The following is a 20,090-nucleotide window of genomic DNA, read 5'->3' on the forward strand; positions in this document are numbered from 1 at the left end:
TTGGTTTTGTCGCTTACACACACAGGTTCGGCGATTTTTTTCTGTTTCCTTCTATAAAATTACTTCTATACATAAAAAGGGGCTGTCCCGTCGATAATATCGACTTATGGGACAGCCCCATTTATTATTCTTAATCTAATTGGCCAGCATTCGCTCCAGATGACGTGCTGTCGGAGTCAGGTTGAGGAAGAAATATGCTTCACGAAGCCTTCTTCCGTCTGCACTCGTCTGCAGATACGCCGAGCCGCCTGCGTGCATCATCGCCGCCTGCACCGCATCGAGCGTCAGATAGACTGTACTGCGGCGCACTTCCAGAATCCCTTTCCACGTCACGCCTTGCTCAAGCTGATCGCGAAACGATTGGTTGACGTGGTCAAGCCGCTCCTGAATATGCTCCGGCTGAACCGGCAGCACAGCGTTGGCGCCGTTTTGCTTGCTGCTGCACTTATTCATTGATGCAACCGCCGCTTCTGTGACTCCAATTCCAAGCGGCACCTGGTACGTGACGAAGTACGGGCGCATTTTCGGAACGAAGGTGTCCGCATCCTCCGCTAAAATCTGTTCATCCGGGATGAAGACATGTTCAAACTTGCAGGCGTACGTCGCACTTCCGTTTAAGCCAAGATAGGAGACCTTCTCCTTTAGACTGAGGCCTTTGGCATCGCAGGAGATAAACGCCATCACCCTCGTATTCTCAGCGTGCGCAATCGCACCGAACCAGTGGCCCTCGCCAAGATTGGAGACTGCCGGCAGTGCCCCGTTCAGCACGTATCCGCCTTTTACACGCTCCGCGCGAAGATGAAGCTTTTCCAGATCAGCGTAAAATTTCATCGGGTTGGAAAGTCCGGTTGCACCGAGCAGCTCACCGTTTTCAAGCGGCTCCAAAAACCGCTCGCGCAGTGCCTCATTGTCCGTATGGCGCACATACGTGAGAGCTGCCAGGTGACACCAGAGGTTAAAACCGGTCGTCATGCAGACAGAGGATACCGCCCGTACGACTTCCGCCTCGGACTGCGCGGCTTCGGCGATCGTTTTCCCTTTTGAAGACAACAGGCCGTGACGGCCCAGAGAAAGCAGAAACGATTCTGGATAGTACGCTTTCTCATCCACGGCTCGGACGAGCGGCTTCAATTCCTCCTGGAGGAGACTGCTGAGCACTTCTTCCTGGTGTACTGTCTGCACGGTCGGATTCCCCTTTCAAAATGTTACTTCTTTTTGGAAAGCTGCGTGATGCTGTCGATCGGTGCTTTTACTGCTTCACGGGCACGAACGACGGCTTCGTCATCCGGTGCATCATAGAAGCAGAGGCACTTACTCATATCTTCACAGACGTACGTGCGGGAAAACTGCACTTCCGGTACTTCCGCGTAGTGAACGGAGTTTTTCTTTTTACGTTCCAGGTATGCGTCCATCGTCAGGTTTTCCGGCAGGTTCCATTCGACGAGATAGTTGATTTTATCTGTCTGCTTTTTCGCTTCTTCCAGATCCTGACCGACGATGCGGACCTCTTTCTTCAAATCAACCGGCAGTCCCTGCGCCTGCAGGTTCATTTCCAGCAGCGTATCGTCATCTGCTTCAAAAATAAAAAATGCACGGCCGAAGTCAGCGGAAACTTGCACTTCAATCAGTTCTTCCTGCAGCTTCTCCTGCAGCTGTGCCACCTTTGCTTCAAATGCTTCTTCCGTTTTTACGTCCTCGTTTAATGATGATTCAATGAGATACAGTGCCATATGATAAAATCCTCCTTGAATTAATTATTCCTATCAATCTTATATGTTTTATCATACAGGACTAAGTTAGAAAAAACAACCCAACCACACTTTTTTAATTCCGAGTTTTTTGATATACTAAGTGCAACTTAGAAAACAGGAGGCTGACCTGATGAAGAACCGCTATCCGCTGGAGTGCAACATCGCCCAGACGCTGAATCTCGTTGGAGACCGATGGACGATGCTCGTCCTGCACGAAGTGCTCGTCGGCCGGTCTACCTTTAATGCGATGAAGCAGGAGTTAACTGTCATTTCAGCGAACGTGCTTTCCGATCGCTTAAAACACCTTGAAGAACTCGGATTAATTACGAGTACGATCTATTCCCAGCATCCGCCGCGCTATGCGTATGAACCGACCGAAAGCGGACGTGCTTTTACGACCGTCTTTGATGCCATGCTTGTCTGGGGACGGGATCATTTGGATGAGTGCTACAAAAAGCTCGTTCATACTGAATGCCGTACGGAAGTCGAGATCGGCTACTACTGCCCTTCCTGCGAAACGCGCGTCGATGCAGATGCCGTCGCACCGGAAAAGCTTACCGTAACCGAAACCGTCTGACGTACAATTCCGAGTCCATGCCCCTGTGATAGAAAAGCAGGAAAGGGAGGTCCCGAATCGGGGCCTCCCTTTTTCATGGTGAAAGTTGCTTTTGTTCGGTTTTGTGTTCGTTTTGAGAGAGCTTAAGTTGTTTTATTCGTTATAAGGGCCTGTTAAGTTGCGCAAATCACTTTTGCCCGCTGCAAAGTTGCTTTTGAACAGAGTTACGTTCGTTTCACGCGGCGTTAAATCGCTTTCCGCCCTACTTACGTTACTTTCCAAGGCGGCTGTCTCTCGCCGCTTCAGCCGAAAGCCTCCTTCATAGCGCTTCAACTAACAGATTACAAGTCATCGACGTCGATTTCATCACGGAAAGCTTCGTACGTTTCGCGCACGATGTCGTAGTCGCTGTCTTCCGCTTCGACAATAGCGTCCCAGCGGTACACAACGTTCATGATCTGAATCATCTCTTCCTCTTCATTGAACTGCAGAAACGCTTCCTTGATGTCATCTGCGAGCCCCTCATCTAGCTCCGGCATGATGCTGATCGTGTCATTCGGAATGTTGTCTGTATAATCGATCACCGTTAAGTCTTCCATAGCGTCTGGATAGTCGTCCAACATAACCTCTCTTGCGTCCTCGTACGTAGTTGCCACATCCATTTCGCCTTCCATGACAGCAATCAAGGCATTGTCATGCGAACCGGCTTCAAGCACGCCGCTGAAAAATTCCGTTTCTGCGTCCTGAACACCATCGATCTCTTCACCAATATGAGCTGCCGGGAACAGATAGCCGGCAGGAGAAGCAACGTCCGGAAACGTCCACTGTGTTCCTTCCAGATCCTCCAATGTTTCCAGTCCGGAATCTGCTCTCACGACGTACTGAGCTCGATAGGAATCCGCCCCGTCACGCTCGGACTTCAGCATAACCTCAATGCCATACTCTTCATTTCCCTGCACGTAGCCGAAGGCCGGTAGAAATCCGATATGTGCCTGGCCGTTGCCCATCGCTTCCACGAGCACCGAGAAGCTGGTCATGACCGTCCCCTCAACCGGACGATCCAATATTTCTGAAAGGCGTTCGGCAAGCGGCTCCACAGTAGAGGCGATCTCATCCGAATCGGTTGTTGGCACAAACCCCATGACAATTTCATCAGGGTTTCCTTCTGTTTCTGCGGCTTCGTTATCATCGTCTCCGCAGCCTGACAGCAGCATTGCTCCTGTCAAGATACTGAACATGTACACATAACGCTTCACACTTCATTCCCCCATCATGAATTGATTCAGCCTCCACCTTACAGGACGATTATCAAGCTCATGTAAAGCACGGATAAAGATTGAATCAAGTTTATGAAGGAATCATGAACGGCCGGAGCTTGCCTGAACGCGAAAAAACCGGCGCTTAGGCCGGTTCTTCGTATTCCTATGATGTTTTCGCCCCCCACTGCCGGCCGATCCAGCGCTCGAACAATCCGAGGGACTTGTCGAGAATCAAGCCGAGAATCCCGATGAAGAAAATGCCGGCCAGTACGAGATCCAGGTCGAGGGCGTTTCTGGAATCGACGATCAAATATCCAAGACCGGACTGGGCGCCGATCATTTCCCCTGCGACAAGGAAAATCCAGGCCGTCCCTACCGCGATGTGCAGGCCGTTTGCAATGTACGGAAACGATGCCGGAAAGATGATTTTCCACAGCAGCGATGTGCGGCTTAACTCCATGTTGCGCGCGAGCTTCACGTAGGTCGGATCAATTTTTTTCACCGCAGATACGGTCGACAGCAGCACCGGGAAAAAAGCGGCGATGAAAATGATCACGATCGCGGGCATATTGCCGATACCGAACCAGAGTACAATGAATGGTGACCAGGCGACCGGCGCGACCGGGCGCAGCACCTGCACGATCGGATCAACGATGCGCCATACGTGCGTGGACTGCGACAGCAGCAGCCCTAAGATGACCGCGACGACAACGGCACTGATATAGCCGGTAAAGAAGCGGAACAGGCTGATGCGGACGTGTTCAAACAGCGTCCCGTCAACCGTGATGGAAACGATGCCTGAAAATACCGCGAGCGGTGACGGCAAAAGCGCCTCCGGATAATCTCCGACGAGGACGACAGTCTGCCAGATTGCGATAACGACGACGAATGCGATGGCTGCATACCCTAGTGATTTGAAAAATGACATCAGCTCTCCCTGCCTTCCAGATACGTCCGATTCACGAGCTCTTCATAGCGCGGCGGCTGATCGACGAGCTGCATTTCTACCAGCTTGCGGCGCAGGTAATCAAATTCCTCTTCTTCAATGTCGAGGTTGCTGTAGGAAATCCACTCCAGCGACAGCTCCAGCGCACTCTCCTCTACCGGCAGATACGACGCATGCACGGCTCTAGACTCTTCGGAATTTTCACCGGCACGTTCGCTCGCTGCAAAATACCCCTGCATAAATTCATCGGCAGCGTCCGGAAATTCCTCCATAAAGTCCTCGCGAAGGACAAGGGCGCAGCAGAGGCAGTTATCCGGGCAAAAATCATTTGACTGGTACAGCACTTCGCCAACTTCGTTCTGCACCCCGAGCGCTCCGAAGGGCTCTGCCACAATATAGCTTGATACCCGCCCTTCTGATAAAGCTGCCGGCATTTCCGGCGGCGGCATTTCCACGACGTTCACATCGCCATACTCCATACCGGCCCGCTGCAGCATTTCATCCAGCAGCAAATTGTGCGCAGAAAGCGTGTGCGGGATAGCAACGGTCGTGCCCTCGAGGTCTTCTACACGATCCACCTCGGGGTCTACGATGATTGGGTTTCCTTCCCGATGTCCAAGGGCCACAGCTTCGATGCCGATTCCGCGTTCGCGGGCTTTAATCGCCAGCTCAAACAGCACCGATGCGCCGTCGATACGGCCGGCATTCAGCGCATCCATCAGCTCAATCCAGCTGCTGAAGCGGATCAGCTCGACTTCGACCCCATCCAGCAGCTCGTCCTGATAGTGATCAAGAAAATAAGCAGGAGCTGCATGCGTGATCGGCAGGTGACCAATGCGGATCACCTGCTCTCCTTCTGCCGTCTGGCCTCCGCCGGGCTGGGCACATCCTGTAATAATGAGCGAGGAGACGAGCCCCCAGCTCATGAAAAATTGCTTGCGACGTTTCATGCCTTATCCTCCTGCCTGACGTTAAATGTTGTATTCAAGCTGCTCTTCCTGGCGGCTGAAATTGAATTCATCCAAAATGAGCCTGCGGTAATACTGAAAATCCCGGTCACTCCGGTCCCGCGGCTTCGGCAGCTCAATCGGCACCGTGCGGCGGATTCTGCCGGGATTTGCGTCCATGATGAACACCCGGTCCGCCAAATAAACGGCCTCATCAATGTCGTGCGTGACGAGCACGATATTCGTCTTTTCTTCCTGCTGAATCCGCAGCAGCTCATCCTGCAAATAATAGCGGGTGAACGTATCGAGTGCCGCAAATGGCTCATCCATCAGAATCATTTCCGGCTGAATCGCAAGCGCGCGGGCGATGGCCACACGCTGCTGCATGCCTCCGGAAAGTTCTGACGGGAACTGGCCAAGGCTGTCTTCCAATCCAACAAGTTTTAAGTATTTCTCTGCACGAGCCCGCTGATCGTCAGCGTTTAATCCTTCCGGCTCAAGCGCGAGCTCCACGTTGGCAAGCACGTTTTTCCACGGCAGCAGCGCATAGTGCTGGAAGAGCATAATCGCTCTTCTCGACGGTCCCTGCACTTTCGCCCCATCAAACAGCACGGTTCCTTCTGTCGGTTCGTGAAAGCCGCCGATCAAGTTGAGGAGCGTGCTTTTACCGCAGCCGCTTTTCCCAAGCACGGCAACTGTTTCCCCTTTTTTAATTTCCATCGAAATATCCTTCAGCACGAGTTCGGCTTTTTCGTTTTTGACAAAGGATTTTTGCAGCTGTTGCACATGTACCAGGGTGTCTGCCACGGCGTAATCCCCTCCATTATTTATAATACATACCTGTTTACTTTGCTTTAGGTTATCATAATATACCTGGTCAGAAAAAACAACCCGTTCTCTAAAAAGAGACGGGCTGTATGAGAGCAGTCTTGTGCTGCGTTACGAGGTCAGCCACTCGCTTCGAAGCAGTCCGAAAATCGTGCGGTCCAGAAAGCGGCCGTGCAGCTTTTCGTAGCTGCGGATCGTTCCTTCCTCTTGAAAACCGAGCCGCCTTGCTACGGCAGCGCTTCGTTCGTTTCCCGCAGCTGCACCGATCTCGATTTTGTTTAATTCTAATTCTGCAAACGCGGTATGTATGAATTCTCTCGCCGCGCGGGTCACGATGCCTTTTCCTTCAGCTTCTTTCACGAGCCAGTAAGCAAGCTCTGTTTTTCCCGTATCCTGGTCGACATAGAGCAGCCCGATTGATCCGACAAGCTGGCCCCCGTCCCAGATGAGCGCCCACCAGCCATCCTCCTCCGCCCAACGGAGAAGCGATCGTTCGATGAAGGCCTCGGTATCGCTCACCTGCTTTGTATGCATTGGAAACGCCAGCCAGGCGCCGATGCTTTCCCGGTTCTGATCAATGGCCGCAAACAAAGTCGTTGCATGACGTTTTTCGAGCAGCGTCAGCTTCAGTCCATCCCCCAGATCGCGCTTAAACATAGGTTTCCTCCCTCACTATCGGCATCGACAGCACCAGCTGCCGCCCTTTCGGTCCCTCGTATCGCTCCCCTTGATCAGTGAAACCATAGCCCAGGTACAGCGACTGTGCCGCTTTGTTACGTTCGTTCACACCAAGCACTACTTCATTCACCTGAGGAAAATGGAGCCGGACATAGTCTTTGAGCTCTAAAAGAGCATTAGCAGCCACACCTTTTCCCTGGAACGCTGTAGTTATAGAGAAAGAAGTGAGCAGCACAGCTGAAGGATTGGCCGTATAACGGTCTTTTTTCTCCCCCTGCTCCAGGCAGAAATACCCCGCCGCTTCCCCGTCTTTCACTACGACGACGTGATGTGCATCGGGTACCATTGCTATTTTTCTCAGCGGAAGAGAGGTAAAAACGTGCTGCTCATCCGGGAGCTCGAACCGGCTGAGTGCATCGCGGAACGTTTCGTCGAACGGCTGCAGCTGGACTCCTGCTACGCGTTTCACAAGCTTCCACTCGTCCCGCACCGCGATCCCGCCATCACCTGTAAATGGAATAGACGGCTTTTGTTTGCGCGCCTCATCTGCAGCACCCACGATAACCTGCGTGAGGCGAAACCCGTTTTTCTGATAGAACGCAAGTGCACGTACGTTATCATTTGTCGTTAAAACGGTTATGGCAGCAAATCCATCCATTATCGCTTCCTGCTCGACCCGCTTCAGCAGCCGCTCTCCAATGCCTTTGCCTGGCACCTCGCTGTTTAAGGAAATGATCATCAGCTCATGATCGACTTTGGCATATGTCACGATCCCCGTCAGCTGATCATTTTCTTCATACACAAATCCATCCAGCTCGTCATAGCGGAACGTGCCGGCGGAGAGCACCATTTCTTCGCCGCCCCAGCGCTCCCGCAAAAAATCCTGAACACACTTCTGATTCACCTGCTTCAATGACAACATCTGCATCGTTTCCTTTCTCACCGAATTCCGTCTATACCTTCACGTTCGACTCTTTGCTCTATTTTCCTTTTTTTTGCATGTTTGTTGTTTTATCCTGCTTTATTATTCTCTACAATGGAAGAGCACAGGATTTTAAAGACTGGGGGCTGAGCCCGATGACAGAACGTTTATTAATTAATGGCGGTACTGAACATTTATTAAAGGAGCTTACCAGCTCGCTTGAGACATGCGAACGGTTTTATTTCGGAGTCGCATTCTTAACATACAGCGGTGCACAGCTACTGCTTGATACGTTAAAAGAAGCAGGGGAGCGCGGCAAATCGGGTCGCATTCTCTCCTCCACCTACTTGAACTTCACTGATCCAGAGGCTGTAGCACGACTGTCGGCCTTTCCGTTCATCGATACAAAGATGTTTAATTCTGAGGAAAACGGTGGCTTTCACACAAAAACGTACATATTTGAGTACAAAGAGCATTACAAAATAATAATCGGTTCTTCTAATTTAACGAGAGCTGCATTAAAAACAAATGTCGAATGGAATGTCGAAATCATCTCTAAAAAGGACGAATCGTTCGTACAGCAAGTATTAACAGAATATCAAACGCTGTGGAATCGAAGTCAGATTCCGACCGAAGACTTTCTTGATCAATATAGAAACATCTATCGAAGTACACGACAAGTGAAAGAGCGTCAGCAGTCCCTGCATACACTTCCAGCGTACATCGCACCGAACAGCATGCAGAGCCGGGCAATGAAAAGCCTAGAGCGCCTCCGATCTCTTGGTGAAAACAAAGCATTGGTTATTGCTGCTACTGGAACAGGGAAAACGTACATGGCTGCTTTCGATGTGCAAAAAACACAGCCGAAACGCCTCCTGTTTCTCGTTCATCGTGAAGACATTTTAGTAAAAGCGAAAGAAACCTTTTCACACCTGCTTCACCAGCAACACTCGTTTGGCCTGATGACCGGCTCCAGAAAAGATACCGAGGCTGATTATCTATTCGCTAACATACGCACGATGGCGAATCACTACAGCCAGTTTGATCCTGCCCATTTTGATTACATCGTTTACGATGAAGCTCACCATACAACCGCACCTCAATATCAGCAAGTGATGGACTATTTTCATCCAGCTTTTGCACTCGGGATGACGGCGACTCCAGAGCGCAGTGTTGAAGCTTCTGTATTTGAAGTGTTTGATCATAACGTAGCAGCAGAAGTTCGGCTTCATGACGCACTGAAGGATGAAATGATTGCACCTTTTCACTATTTTGGCATCACTGATGTAGATGGCATTCGTTTAGACGACGTTGCACCGAACGATCAAGCCGAGCTTTCCAGAAGACTGCAAGTGCACTTTCGTGTGGAACATATTTTAACGAATATGTATTTTTACAAGCATGATGGCGCTGTACGAAGAGGGCTCGGTTTTTGTGTCAACATTGATCATGCTATCTATATGGCGGATGCATTCAGCCAGGCCGGGGTGCCGAGCATTGCCCTGACCGGTGATGATCCTGCACCCGAGCGAAAAAAAATGATTGAAAAACTCGAAGACGAGCACGACCCTCTTGAATTTATTTTCACTGTCGATATTTTTAATGAAGGTGTCGATATCCCGAGTGTGAACCTTGTTCTGATGCTGCGTCCTACAGAATCTCCAATTGTATTTATTCAGCAGCTTGGCCGCGGCCTTCGAAAGCATCCGGACAAAGAATTTTTGACCGTACTCGATTTCATCGGCAATCATAACCGCGCCTTTCTAGTCGCTATCGCGTTAAACGGTAGCCGCTACTACGATAAGGAAAGCTTAAAAGTTGCTGTTGCAACCGATTTTGCGACTGTTCCGGCCCCCGTTCATATTCAAATGGACCGGATTGCCAAGGAGCGGATCATTGCGCAAATTGATCAGGAATCCTTTTTCAGCATGAAATACTTAAAAGAGGCGTACTTGCAGTTTAAACAGATTCGCAATGGCAAAGCTCCTAGCGCATTAATGGATTATTTTACGTACGACGGCGCTCCGGATCCGATACCATTTATCGAAAAAAGCGGCAGCTATCTTCATTTTTTAGCAAAAGTAGAAAAGAACGATTTGTTTCAGATTCCATTTGAAGAAAAGTCCTCGGAGCTTGTCTACAAGTCCCTTTCCAGCCACCTTCCATTAAAGAGACCGCATGAATTTGCACTTCTGGATGCGTTAATGACAAAAGACAAGTTAACAAGGGAGGATGCAGAAGCCGCCATTCTGCACTGGCTGGATACGGTACCACCTTCATCTGTCGCCCATGCCATGAACACAGTTGCACAGCAGTATATGGATAAAAGAGAGCAGCAGCGTTCACCTGCGTTAGCAGAGTGGCAGCATGATTGCTTAGTAAGAACCGAACATTTTACACACTTGCTAGAAAGTCGGGACAACTATGAACGCCTTCATGATGTGATCGAATATGGTCTGCACCGCTACGAGCGTGATTTCGGTTCTGCCGATCATGGACTGCCCTTTTTAAAGGTAGGAGCACAATACCAAATGAAAGACGCCGCTTTGTTATCCAATTTTTCTAAGACCCACTCTTCCTTCAGAGGATCCGGTCTGCTGGCCAATGAGAAAGATTATTTTTTGTATGTCGACTTGCATAAAGACGCGGACGTTGCAGAGCGGCTGAACTATCACGATGAGTTCCTTGACCGCTCAACGTTTCTTTGGGACAGCCCAAATAATATGACGCCAGATTCGCTGCGAGGGCGCAATATAATGGAACACGAAGCAAGAGGCTACAGGCTGCATTTGTTTGTCCGTAAGTATAAATCAATCGAAGGAAATCGAACGGAGCCGTTTATTTATGTCGGAGAATTGACAGTGGTTGAAGCGAGCGGCAGCAGACCCATCCAGTTTCGCATGCACCTGAAGCAGCCTCTCCCGTCGATTTTGTATAAAGAGCTGATCGAAAAGGTTTAGCGACTGACTTTTGTTGTAAGAAAATCAACTGCTGGAATATCTGCCGGAGCCCAATGCAGGGAGGTCAGGTTTTCTTTAGGCAGCCAGAGCAGCTTAGCATGTTCAGATGCGTGAGGCTCCCCTTTCTCAATCACTGCGCTCAAGCAGTTAAGCTCGACGATCGCTTTTTCATATTCATGAACGTGTGTATGGAGGAGTTCACCAGCTCGGATGCTGCAGTGGAGCTCCTCTTTTATTTCCCGCTCCAGCGCTGTGCCAAGATCTTCACCGTTTTCCACTTTCCCACCGGGAAATTCCCAAACGTTAGGCAGTGACATGTCGTGACTCCGCAGCGCACAGAGAAGCTCACTTTCACTATTTTCAATTACAGCTGCTACTACTTTCACGCGTTTTTTCATGTATGTACAACTCCTCATTCCAATATCGTCTTCTATTTATCTAAACGCGTTTGATGAAAAAACGCAACCGGCTACATGCAGTATCAGACAATTAACGTTATGGCAACGTTTGATACCATTACGTAAGGCTTTTCTTTTGTATGTATTGGCTGACCTATTAGGACATGACTCCGAAAAAAAGTTAAACGTTTGTGGCAAATGTTGAACGTTTTGCCGCTCTGAATGAACGTTTTTTCGTTATAGCAGTCCTAAGTTGATGCTCGTAAACATTTTCCGTCCGAGGATAATGCTTTTGCAGCTGAAGTTGAAGCTTTCATGAGCCAAGTTAACGCTTTTACACGAGAGGTTAAACACTTTCCCTGCAGCAGCCTTGCTCCCATCAGAAAGAGTGCCGCCTTCCGCCCCCAAAAAAGGCTCCCGGCATCAGCCGGAAGCCTCTTCTGCTTATGGTTTCAGCACGAATTTGATGCTGTTTTCTTCCTTTTGATCGAACATGCGGTATGCCTCTGCTGCCTGATCGAGCGGAACTGGATGGGTGATAATATCTTTCGGATCAAACAGCTTGTTCTCGATCATTTTGTACAGTGCCGGCATCATGTGAATGACAGGAGCCTGTCCCATCGTGAGCGCGACATTGCGGGTGAAGAAATCGCCGATCGGGAAATTGTTGGCTTCGGTACCATAGACGCCGGTTAGCTGCACGACGCCAAATTTCTGAACGGCCTGGGAGGCTGTAATGATCGGGCTGATCGTACCAAACTGATTGTCTCCATCAGATCCGTGCTCCACTCCCGGCGGCACAGTGCCGTCCATACCGACACAGTCAATGACAACCTGTGCGCCGCCCTTTGTTTTTTCGTGAAGCAGCTTGCCGATCTCCGGATTCTTCTCAAAATTGTACGTTTCCACGTTATTGGTGCGGCGGGCATGCTCCAGCCGGTATTCATAGTGGTCCACCGCGATCACGCGTTCAGCACCTTTGAGCCAGGCAAACTTCTGCGTCATCAGCCCGACCGGTCCACAGCCGAGTACGATGACGGTATCACCGTAGGAAACACCGCTGTTTTCCACGCTCCAGTAAGCGGTCGGGACAACATCGGATAAAAACAGCACGCTTTCGTCATCCAGTTCGCTGTTTTCCGGCACTTTAAACGACGTGAAATCTGCATACGGAACGCGCAGGTACTCCGCCTGTCCGCCTGGGAAACTGCCGAAGTCTTCCGAAAATCCAAACAGACCGCCCATTTCCGCGTGCGGATTCGACTCGTCGCACTGGCTTTCCATCTGATTTTGACAGAAGTGGCACTGCCCGCATCCAATGTTAAAAGGAATAACGACGCGGTCGCCTTTTTTCAAGGATTCAACGCCTGGACCGACTTCCTCCACGATGCCCATCGGCTCGTGCCCGACGATATAATCCTGCGGTGCGGGAATTCCGCCTTTGTATAAATGCAGGTCAGAGCCGCAAATACCGCTGGCGGTGATTTTCACGATCATATCGGTATCTTTTTGAATCGACGGGGCCTCTACTTCTTTTACTTCCATGTGATCCTTGCCTTGATACGTTACAGCTTTCATCGAACCATCCTTTCATCCATGGTAATGGGCTTATTGTATGTACCATTCACGAACGAAAGGAAAGTAAAACAAAAAATGGGCATATTGAACAGTTTGTCCTAGCAGGGGTATTTTTACGCTTCGTGAAGCAGCAGACCGGCTTGCTTCAGCGCCTGAACGGCTTCAGACAGCTCTTCTTCGGTGTCCGCCTCCAGCGTATGAAGGTGAATGCCGTCGGTCAGCTCAGACAAATAGCTTGCTTCGGTCCTGCGAACTTTTTCAAGAAACTGCTGCACCTGACGACGGTTTTTGACCATGATGCTCGCGCGCAAATCTCCGTAGACGGGATGCTCCACGCGGACGTCCTTCACGGTCACGCCGTGGTCTACCAACAGCAGCAGTTCTTCCTCTGTCCGTTCCGGGGGATGAATACAGGCGACAATTTTCTCAATCCGGCCGCTTCCTTCATCACGCCAAATGTAGCCTTGGCTCGTCGCCGTGATCGGCAGGTTCTGCGCCTTTAAGAGCGTAATATCCTGTACGATCACCTGCCGGCTGACGCCGAACTGATCTCCGAGCGCTTTGCCGGTGCGCGCCTTCCCGGACTGCTTCAGCTCCTGAATAATAGCTTGACGCCGTTCTTCACCGAGTACTTTTGCTGACATGTTCATTCCTCCTGACTGCTTCCACGATATCACAAATTGCTTCCGCTGCCTGAATAAGCTCCTCCGGCGTTGTCGTATGCGTAAACGAGATCCGCAGAAACCGCGATCGTTCAGCATGGCTGTCCGGGTGCAGCGCCTGCATCATCATCGAGGCATCGGTTTCTCCCTGTGTGCACGCTGTTCCCGTCGACACGTAAATTCCCTTCCGATCGAGAAGAGCCAGCAGGTACTGACCTGAAACACCCGGCACACGAATACCAATGATATAGGGGGACTGCTGAGGCGCTTCATCCACCTCTGCTCCTGCAGGCCTCAGCGCCCGGATGAACAGCCTCCGCTTTTCCAGCGCTTCCCGGGAGGCAACGCGAAGGTCGGGTAACGCCTGTACAGCAGCTGCAAACGCAGCCGTACCCGGTACGTCAACCGTACCCGGTCGGAAGCCGTGTTCCTGCGTTGTATTCGGCCACACCTCTTTCCAGCACATCCGATCTTTCAAATAGACTGCTCCCATGTGCTTCGGTCCGCCGAGCTTGTGGGCAGATACGCTTGCCGCCTCCACTCCCAGCTTGTTCAGAGAAAGAGGCAGCTTTCCAAAAGCTTGCACCGCGTCCGTATGAAATAGCGTATCACCGGCTGCCTGTTTCAATGCCGAAACCGGCTGCATGATTCCAGTCTCGCTGTTTACAAGCTGGATCGAAATCAACGCCGTGTCCGGTCGCAGCACGCGAGTAAGCTGCTCTGAAGTCAGCACCCCGCTGCGATCCGGCACGAGTCTCGTCACCTCTGTTCCGTTTCTTTCCAGCCGCCCGAAAAATGAAGCAGCAGAGGGATGTTCAATCGTTGTCGTGACCACATGCTTCGGGTCTTTCCCCTGCAGCAGGCTTCCGAGTGCTAACTGATTCGCTTCGCTGCCCCCTGCTGTGAAATACAGCTGCTCAGTTTCTGCGTCCAGCCTCGCTGCTGTTTCCTTTCTGGCAAGCTCCAACAGCCGCGCGGTCCTTGTTCCCGGCTCATGCAGGCTCGACGGATTGGCGGCAAATTCGTTCTGTGCCCGGCACCATGTGTCTATCGCTGTTGGGTGCATCGGGCTTCCTGCTGCGTGATCCAAATATATCATCGCTCTTCTCCTTTCCAGTACTTGTCCTTAGTGTAGTTTTGTGTAAAGATAAGTGTCAAGACACTTATAAAGACAGGTGACGTTTATGAACGTGATTGTAATAGGAGGCGGATTAGCTGCCTGCAGCGTGCTCTCTCATCTGCCGCCAGAGGCGAGCTGCACGGTGCTTCTAAAAAACAGCCGGTACTCCGGCAATTCTTATCTTGCCCAAGGAGGCATTGCCGCGCCGTTTCATCCTGATGATTCGGTTGAAAAGCACTGGCTCGACACAATGGAGTGCGGGTCGTGGAAAAATAACGGTACACGGGTGCGGGAGCTGATACAAAATGGGAAGCAGCTTCTGACCGAACAGCTTGATCTGTTCGATCAAAATCATGAAGGATCGCCGGCTCTGGCAATGGAGGGGGCCCATTCCCTCCCGCGCATTCTTCATGCTGGAGGAGATCAGACCGGATCCAGACTCATGGAGCAAGCAAACGGCATTCTGAAGCACGTCCGTGTACTCGAACAGGCACCGGCCGAGGATCTGCTCATCGAGCACGGACGCTGTACCGGTGTCATCTACCGCCATCGCGGCGAGCGGTTTCAGCTTCGAAGCGACGCTGTCATCCTTGCCGCCGGCGGAAGCGGATCGCTGTTTCCCTATACGTCAAATGCTCCCGGGACGACCGGAGACGCAGCCGCAATGGCCTCCAGAGCCGGCGTGATCCTTACTGATATGGAATATATGCAGTTTCATCCGACGCTTTGGGTCGAAAACGGGCGCACCATACAGCTCATTTCAGAAGCCGTCCGCGGCGCAGGTGCTGTGCTGCGCAGGGAGGATGGCTCGAGATTGATGCGGGAAGAGGACGGCGGTGACCTGGCTCCGAGAGACGTTACTTCCCGGGCAGTCGACCAGGAGCGCCAGCAGGGCCGGAGCGTTTGGCTTGATCTCAGCGCCGTCGAAAAGCTGGCTGAACGATTCCCGTTTCTCTATCAGGAAATGAGCCGCCGTAAATCCGGCCTTCGTCTCCCGGTCGCCTGCGGCGCTCACTTTCATATGGGCGGGGTTCCGGCCGACTTGGACGGCAGAACTGAGCTCCCTGGGCTTTTTGCTGTCGGCGAGGCAGCCTGTACCGGGGTTCACGGAGCGAATCGTCTTGCAAGTAATTCACTGCTTGAAGCCATCGTTACCGGAACGCGCTGCGGAGCTGCTTTACGCGAAGAGCCGATTCCAGGCCTTAAAGGGGTGACAAAGCTCGCCCCTCCACTTCCTGCTGAAGAGCCGGATGTGAAGGAGCTGCAGCGTCACATCCATGAAGGGCTCGGCGTGGTCCGCAACAATGCAGCGCTTGACGGACTGCTCGATTATTTACGGTCCTTTTCTCCTGCGCTTGAAAAGACAACGGCGCTCGAGACAGCTAATAGGATCCAGACAGCGACTTTAATGGCCGAAGCAGCCAGAAAAAACAATACGCCGCTTGGCGCCCATTGGAAGGAGACTACACATGAACCGATTGCTTTTACGCGAACAGCTGATCCAGTTTTTTAATGAGGACATCGGCTTTGGAGACCGCTCAGCAGCTGCACTAGGCAGAACAGAAGCTGAAGCCGCGATTATGATGAAGGCAGATGGATGCTTTTACGGACATGACATTATACATACCGGGGCTTCTATTCTGGGACTGTCCGTGTCGTTATGTCTGGAAGACGGCGTCAACGTAGAGGCTGGAGATACAGCGGTACTGCTTCACGGACCTGCCTCAGCCCTATTGTCTGGAGAACGAGTGCTGTTGAACCTGCTGCAGCGGCTGAGCGGTACGGCGACGCTCACACAGCAGGCGGCGGCCCGTCTTGCAGGAACCGGCATAAGGGTGACCGATACCCGGAAAACAACACCCGGACTTCGTATGCTGGAAAAGGACGCAGTTCGTGCCGGCGGCGGTGTCAGCCACCGGGCCCGGCTTGATGACGTCTGTATGATAAAAGAAAATCACATTGCAGCGGCAGGGTCGATCACGAACGCCGCGGAAGCGATCCGTCGCACCGCAGGACCGCTCACCGCGTTAGAAATCGAAATTGAAACAGAAGCTGAGCTTTTAGAAGCTGTGCAGTGCGGACCTGACGTGATCATGCTCGATAACTGCACGAACGAGGAAGCGATTCGCTGGGCCCGCCTCGTGCCTGAAACCATTCGAATTGAACGTTCAGGAGCGATCACGCTCGACACGATCCGCGAAGCAGCCGTTCCAGGCATTGATTATATATCTCTTGGAGCACTGACGCATTCAGCACCTGCTCTTGATATGAGCATGCGACTGACAATAAAGGAGGCAGTTCGATGAAGTCTATGCTGTTCGACCAGTTGACACCGGCAATTCCCGCTGCATACAAGCAGCTGTCTGATAACGAGCTCCAGCAACTTGTCCGGGAAAAACGGGCCGCACTTGGCAGCTCGCTGTTTCTTCCCGGCCACCACTATCAGCGCGACGAAGTGATCCGCTTTGCTGATGTCACCGGTGACTCACTTCAACTCGCCAGACAATCGGCAGCCCGTCCCGAAGCGGATGTGATTATCTTTCTCGGTGTGCATTTTATGGCAGAAACCGCTGATATCCTCACCCCGGACAGACAGCGCGTGATTCTGCCCGATTTACGCGCCGGATGCTCGATGGCTGACATGGCCGATGACCAGCAGTGCGAAGAGGCTTGGGGACTGCTGACGGGCCGATATGGAGATACTATTCTTCCTGTTACCTACGTCAATTCTTCTGCGGCTGTAAAAGCGTTCGTCGGCCGGCACGGCGGTACAACCGTTACGTCTTCAAATGCCAAGCAGGTCATGGCGTGGGCCTATTCGCAGAAAAAACGGGTGCTGTTCCTGCCCGATCAGCACCTTGGACGAAACACTGCGTATAAAGGAGGCATGAGCCGCGAAAAAATGGCAGTCTGGGATCCGATTCGTGCCGAACTGGTACCGGATCAGCCGGGTGCGGCACTGGATGACGCGGAGCTGCTCCTTTGGCGGGGACACTGCTCCGTACACGAGAATTTCAGAATGGAACACATTCAGCAGTTTCGCAGCGAAGAACCGGACAGACAGATTCTGGTGCATCCCGAATGCACATGGGAAGTGACGCAGGCAGCCGATTTAGCAGGATCCACCTCCTACATTATTAACCAGATTCAGCAGGCTGCCCCGGGTTCAAAGTGGGCCGTCGGAACAGAAATGAACCTCGTGCAGCGTCTCGCTGCCGAACATCCGGAGCAGTCCATTGTGTCGCTTAATCCGGATATGTGTCCGTGCCTCACGATGAACCGGATTGATCTGCCTCATTTGGCGTGGGTGCTTGATGAAGTTGCATCTGGAAAAATCGTTCATGAAATACGCGTACCGGATAACATAGCAGCAGATGCCGGGCTCGCTATCGAACGAATGATGAGCCTAACATCGTAGGATGCTCCTATTTCCCGGGAAATAGCGAAGAGGCTGTACCGCCTTATACGTGGGAACAGCCTCATTCTTTAAATGTCTGACAGCTATTGTTGCGGTTTAGTGAGCGCTTTTTCCAGCACTATTTTTAACCCTTTTTCTCCTTTTTCTGTGCCGGTGATGAAGAATTCGTGCTTCAATGCGAGGATCAACATTCCGCGCCAGCGGTTCATCGTTTTCATGCAGACGCTTATATACCCCTGTTTCCTGAGCGCTTCATGCTGACCTCTCATTAGTGCGCTGCCAACTCCGGCCCGGCGTCGGTCCGGATCGACCGCTCCAAGCCAGCTGTAAAACGTCGTTGCTCCTGTCCTATACCCGATCTTAAATCCAATGAGAGTCTCACGCTCCCAGGCTGCTGTAACGTGCAGAGCAGGCTTTGCAGCTGCTTTTTCCTGAAGCGTTCGGACGTCGCTAAACACACGCTGGTATAACGGCTCCAAACGAGCAAGCAGTGCCTCGTCCGCCTCTTCTGTCACCTGAACCTTCATGGCCGCTCCACCTCGAACGGCACGGCCAGTATGCCCTCATCGGTAAAACCATCGGGATGGACCTGCTTGACGAGGCGGTACTCTCCCGCTGTCAGCTCCGGAAGCTCTACCGGCTCTTCCACGCTCTCTCCAATGCCAATAACAATAGCTTCATTTGTAAACGCCTGCTCAGTCGGTACGGTGCGCCACGTGTCGTTAACACGCTTTTCGACCGTATAATTGCTCCCTGTCACAAGCGGAACAGGGCCGGTGTTTTTGAGAATCATTGCATCGTTCTCATACGACAGCGCTGCTCCAATTTCGTTCGGTGTGGTCAAGATAAATCCGCTCAGCGTATCCTCTGTCTCCCTGGTGTCAGGATGAAGCACGCTCAGTTCTGACAGATAGAGCATGCCGTCCGGTCCGGGAATCTCACCGGAAAAGAACGTTTTCTTCTGATCGAATGAGCCGATCCCGATACGCTCCTGTACAATGGTTTCTCCTGCTTCACAGCTGCTGTAATCCATTACCTTCAGCTCCAGCTCCCGATCAACATCCACGCTTTCCGCTTCATGCTCAAACAGGACCACTTCGTACGCTGTTCCGGATGGCATCGTTCCATGGGGCCATCCGTAGCCGAAAATACCAGCACCATCATGCAGAAACCATTCTCCGGTAAGCTTTTTTGGTTCTGGTACTCCACCGAAATCCGCGCCATGATTCAAGTCGTTCTCACGCAGACAGGCGAGGATGTCTTCCTCATGAGCGAATTCACTTTCGATGGCCTCAGGCAATTCGCCGTGCCCTTCTTCCCACTCTGTTTCAGCACTCAATTCTCCTGATCCGCAGGCGGCCAAAAGCAGCACCATTCCAAACCCTGCTTTACGCATAGGCGTCATTCCTCTCTCTTTTATTCAAAAGACGCTGTTAAAACTCTTCTGTTTCAGCCTCTCTTATTATGTTTACAAAAGCAGCTGGAGCCTTTACTACCTGCAGCTTTGCATGCAGCTATGGCTTCATGTTTGCTTGTAAGTAGGACATGCTTTCTTCCAGATGATTAATACGGGTGCCGAACCGCTCCCCTGTTAGAAGCTGAAATCCAATATCTGCATAGAGACCGACAGCACGATAGCTTTCCGGTTGTGTATGCAAGTAAACCGGCAGCTTAGCCTCTTCGAGAAGCTGGGTCATCAGCGCCCTTCCGATCCCCTTTCCTTCCCAATCCGGAACGGTTTTCAGCCAGTGTACGGTTTCCAGCTTGCCGTATGCCTTCCACCTCGTACAGACACCGATGATTCGCTTTTCGTCTTCCACAATCGTCGTTTGCCTGAAGAAGCGCTCCATGTCAGAGCTATAGACGCGTTTCACGTACTCTTCCATAAACGGTCGGTACGCGCTGGCATCTGCCGGATCGTCAAACGGCATCGCCATCCAGGCTGGTAAATCTTCCGCTCTCATCGACCGCACGGACACGTCACTTGGAAATGCCGTAAAGGCCTTCCTGTTCGGTTCATGACAAACCATAAACAGATTTATCTCAGGCAGCTGTGCCATTTTCCTT

At 51.7% G+C, this 20,090-nt stretch carries 20 protein-coding genes; 5 read left to right on the top strand and 15 right to left on the bottom strand.

Annotation, left to right across the window (positions count from 1 at the left end; translation table 11 throughout):
* Positions 1 to 135: 135 nt before the first annotated feature.
* Positions 136 to 1,182 (bottom strand): acyl-CoA dehydrogenase family protein, encoded by a 1,047-nt coding sequence (locus ACSZLD_RS15630; RefSeq protein ID WP_444685725.1) that lies wholly within the window; start codon positions 1,180 to 1,182, stop codon positions 136 to 138.
* Between the two features lie 23 nt (positions 1,183 to 1,205).
* Positions 1,206 to 1,730 carry a DUF4242 domain-containing protein gene (locus ACSZLD_RS15635; protein WP_444685726.1) on the bottom strand — a complete coding sequence of 175 codons (525 nt, stop codon included), beginning with the start codon at positions 1,728 to 1,730 and terminating at the stop codon, positions 1,206 to 1,208.
* A gap of 151 nt (positions 1,731 to 1,881) precedes the next feature.
* Here ACSZLD_RS15635 and ACSZLD_RS15640 point away from each other — a divergent pair, with 151 nt between their 5' ends.
* Positions 1,882 to 2,328, top strand: coding sequence for a winged helix-turn-helix transcriptional regulator (locus ACSZLD_RS15640; protein WP_377910461.1), 447 nt, complete (start codon positions 1,882 to 1,884; stop codon positions 2,326 to 2,328).
* Between the two features lie 320 nt (positions 2,329 to 2,648).
* On the opposite strand, the gene ACSZLD_RS15645 is transcribed toward ACSZLD_RS15640, so the two are convergent.
* The 6 genes from ACSZLD_RS15645 to ACSZLD_RS15670 form a co-directional block, all read right to left on the bottom strand.
* The gene (locus tag ACSZLD_RS15645) at positions 2,649 to 3,563 is read right to left on the bottom strand and encodes a phosphate/phosphite/phosphonate ABC transporter substrate-binding protein (protein ID WP_444685727.1); all 915 of its coding nucleotides are present in this window, start codon (positions 3,561 to 3,563) and stop codon (positions 2,649 to 2,651) included.
* A gap of 166 nt (positions 3,564 to 3,729) precedes the next feature.
* The gene (locus tag ACSZLD_RS15650) at positions 3,730 to 4,494 is read right to left on the bottom strand and encodes an ABC transporter permease (protein ID WP_168004497.1); all 765 of its coding nucleotides are present in this window, start codon (positions 4,492 to 4,494) and stop codon (positions 3,730 to 3,732) included.
* A complete protein-coding gene (locus ACSZLD_RS15655) occupies positions 4,494 to 5,462 on the bottom strand; it encodes an ABC transporter substrate-binding protein (protein ID WP_444685728.1) in 969 nt (322 codons plus the stop codon). Before ACSZLD_RS15655 ends, ACSZLD_RS15650 begins: the two co-directional genes overlap by 1 nt.
* Positions 5,463 to 5,483: 21 nt before the next feature.
* Positions 5,484 to 6,266 (bottom strand): ABC transporter ATP-binding protein, encoded by a 783-nt coding sequence (locus ACSZLD_RS15660; protein ID WP_444685729.1) that lies wholly within the window; start codon positions 6,264 to 6,266, stop codon positions 5,484 to 5,486.
* A 132-nt stretch (positions 6,267 to 6,398) separates the two neighbouring features.
* Entirely contained in the window at positions 6,399 to 6,944 is a 546-nt protein-coding gene (locus ACSZLD_RS15665) for a GNAT family N-acetyltransferase (RefSeq protein ID WP_444685730.1), read from the bottom strand.
* Positions 6,937 to 7,887 carry a GNAT family N-acetyltransferase gene (locus tag ACSZLD_RS15670; protein WP_444685731.1) on the bottom strand — a complete coding sequence of 317 codons (951 nt, stop codon included), beginning with the start codon at positions 7,885 to 7,887 and terminating at the stop codon, positions 6,937 to 6,939. The genes ACSZLD_RS15665 and ACSZLD_RS15670 overlap by 8 nt, the downstream gene beginning before the upstream one ends.
* Positions 7,888 to 8,042: 155 nt before the next feature.
* On the opposite strand from ACSZLD_RS15670, the gene ACSZLD_RS15675 reads away from it, so the two are divergent.
* Positions 8,043 to 10,847: a DUF3427 domain-containing protein gene (locus ACSZLD_RS15675; RefSeq protein WP_444685732.1), complete on the top strand. Its 2,805-nt coding sequence runs from the start codon at positions 8,043 to 8,045 to the stop codon at positions 10,845 to 10,847.
* Here the strand turns inward: ACSZLD_RS15675 and ACSZLD_RS15680 are convergent.
* The 4 genes from ACSZLD_RS15680 to ACSZLD_RS15695 form a co-directional block, all read right to left on the bottom strand.
* Positions 10,844 to 11,245: a (deoxy)nucleoside triphosphate pyrophosphohydrolase gene (locus ACSZLD_RS15680; protein ID WP_377910471.1), complete on the bottom strand. Its 402-nt coding sequence runs from the start codon at positions 11,243 to 11,245 to the stop codon at positions 10,844 to 10,846. The genes ACSZLD_RS15675 and ACSZLD_RS15680 overlap by 4 nt on opposite strands.
* A 444-nt stretch (positions 11,246 to 11,689) precedes the next feature.
* On the bottom strand, positions 11,690 to 12,823 hold the full coding sequence (locus ACSZLD_RS15685; RefSeq protein ID WP_377910474.1) for an alcohol dehydrogenase catalytic domain-containing protein: 1,134 nt from the start codon (positions 12,821 to 12,823) through the stop codon (positions 11,690 to 11,692).
* 113 nt (positions 12,824 to 12,936) lie between these two features.
* Positions 12,937 to 13,473, bottom strand: coding sequence for a transcription repressor NadR (locus ACSZLD_RS15690; protein ID WP_444685733.1), 537 nt, complete (start codon positions 13,471 to 13,473; stop codon positions 12,937 to 12,939).
* Positions 13,445 to 14,584 (bottom strand): cysteine desulfurase family protein, encoded by a 1,140-nt coding sequence (locus tag ACSZLD_RS15695; RefSeq protein WP_444685734.1) that lies wholly within the window; start codon positions 14,582 to 14,584, stop codon positions 13,445 to 13,447. The genes ACSZLD_RS15690 and ACSZLD_RS15695 overlap by 29 nt, the downstream gene beginning before the upstream one ends.
* Positions 14,585 to 14,669: 85 nt before the next feature.
* Between ACSZLD_RS15695 and ACSZLD_RS15700 the strand changes: the two genes are divergently transcribed.
* Genes ACSZLD_RS15700 through nadA form a run of 3 tightly spaced genes read left to right on the top strand, consistent with a single transcriptional unit; the run spans position 14,670 to position 18,023 of the window.
* The gene (locus ACSZLD_RS15700; RefSeq protein ID WP_444685735.1) at positions 14,670 to 16,118 is read left to right on the top strand and encodes an L-aspartate oxidase; all 1,449 of its coding nucleotides are present in this window, start codon (positions 14,670 to 14,672) and stop codon (positions 16,116 to 16,118) included.
* Positions 16,075 to 16,911: a carboxylating nicotinate-nucleotide diphosphorylase gene (gene nadC / locus ACSZLD_RS15705; protein ID WP_444685736.1), complete on the top strand. Its 837-nt coding sequence runs from the start codon at positions 16,075 to 16,077 to the stop codon at positions 16,909 to 16,911. Before ACSZLD_RS15700 ends, nadC begins: the two co-directional genes overlap by 44 nt.
* The gene (nadA, locus tag ACSZLD_RS15710; RefSeq protein WP_444685737.1) at positions 16,908 to 18,023 is read left to right on the top strand and encodes a quinolinate synthase NadA; all 1,116 of its coding nucleotides are present in this window, start codon (positions 16,908 to 16,910) and stop codon (positions 18,021 to 18,023) included. The genes nadC and nadA overlap by 4 nt, the downstream gene beginning before the upstream one ends.
* Before the next feature lie 83 nt (positions 18,024 to 18,106).
* Here the strand turns inward: nadA and ACSZLD_RS15715 are convergent, their stop codons facing one another.
* The 3 genes from ACSZLD_RS15715 to ACSZLD_RS15725 form a co-directional block, all read right to left on the bottom strand.
* On the bottom strand, positions 18,107 to 18,550 hold the full coding sequence (locus tag ACSZLD_RS15715) for a GNAT family N-acetyltransferase (RefSeq protein ID WP_444685738.1): 444 nt from the start codon (positions 18,548 to 18,550) through the stop codon (positions 18,107 to 18,109).
* The gene (locus tag ACSZLD_RS15720) at positions 18,547 to 19,419 is read right to left on the bottom strand and encodes an immunoglobulin-like domain-containing protein (RefSeq protein WP_444685739.1); all 873 of its coding nucleotides are present in this window, start codon (positions 19,417 to 19,419) and stop codon (positions 18,547 to 18,549) included. The genes ACSZLD_RS15715 and ACSZLD_RS15720 overlap by 4 nt, the downstream gene beginning before the upstream one ends.
* A gap of 118 nt (positions 19,420 to 19,537) precedes the next feature.
* A complete protein-coding gene (locus ACSZLD_RS15725) occupies positions 19,538 to 20,083 on the bottom strand; it encodes a GNAT family N-acetyltransferase (RefSeq protein ID WP_444685740.1) in 546 nt (181 codons plus the stop codon).
* Positions 20,084 to 20,090: the final 7 nt, after the last annotated feature.

The organism is Alkalicoccus luteus, assembly GCF_052061695.1.
In the GTDB taxonomy this organism is placed as follows: domain Bacteria; phylum Bacillota; class Bacilli; order Bacillales; family Salisediminibacteriaceae; genus Alkalicoccus; species Alkalicoccus luteus.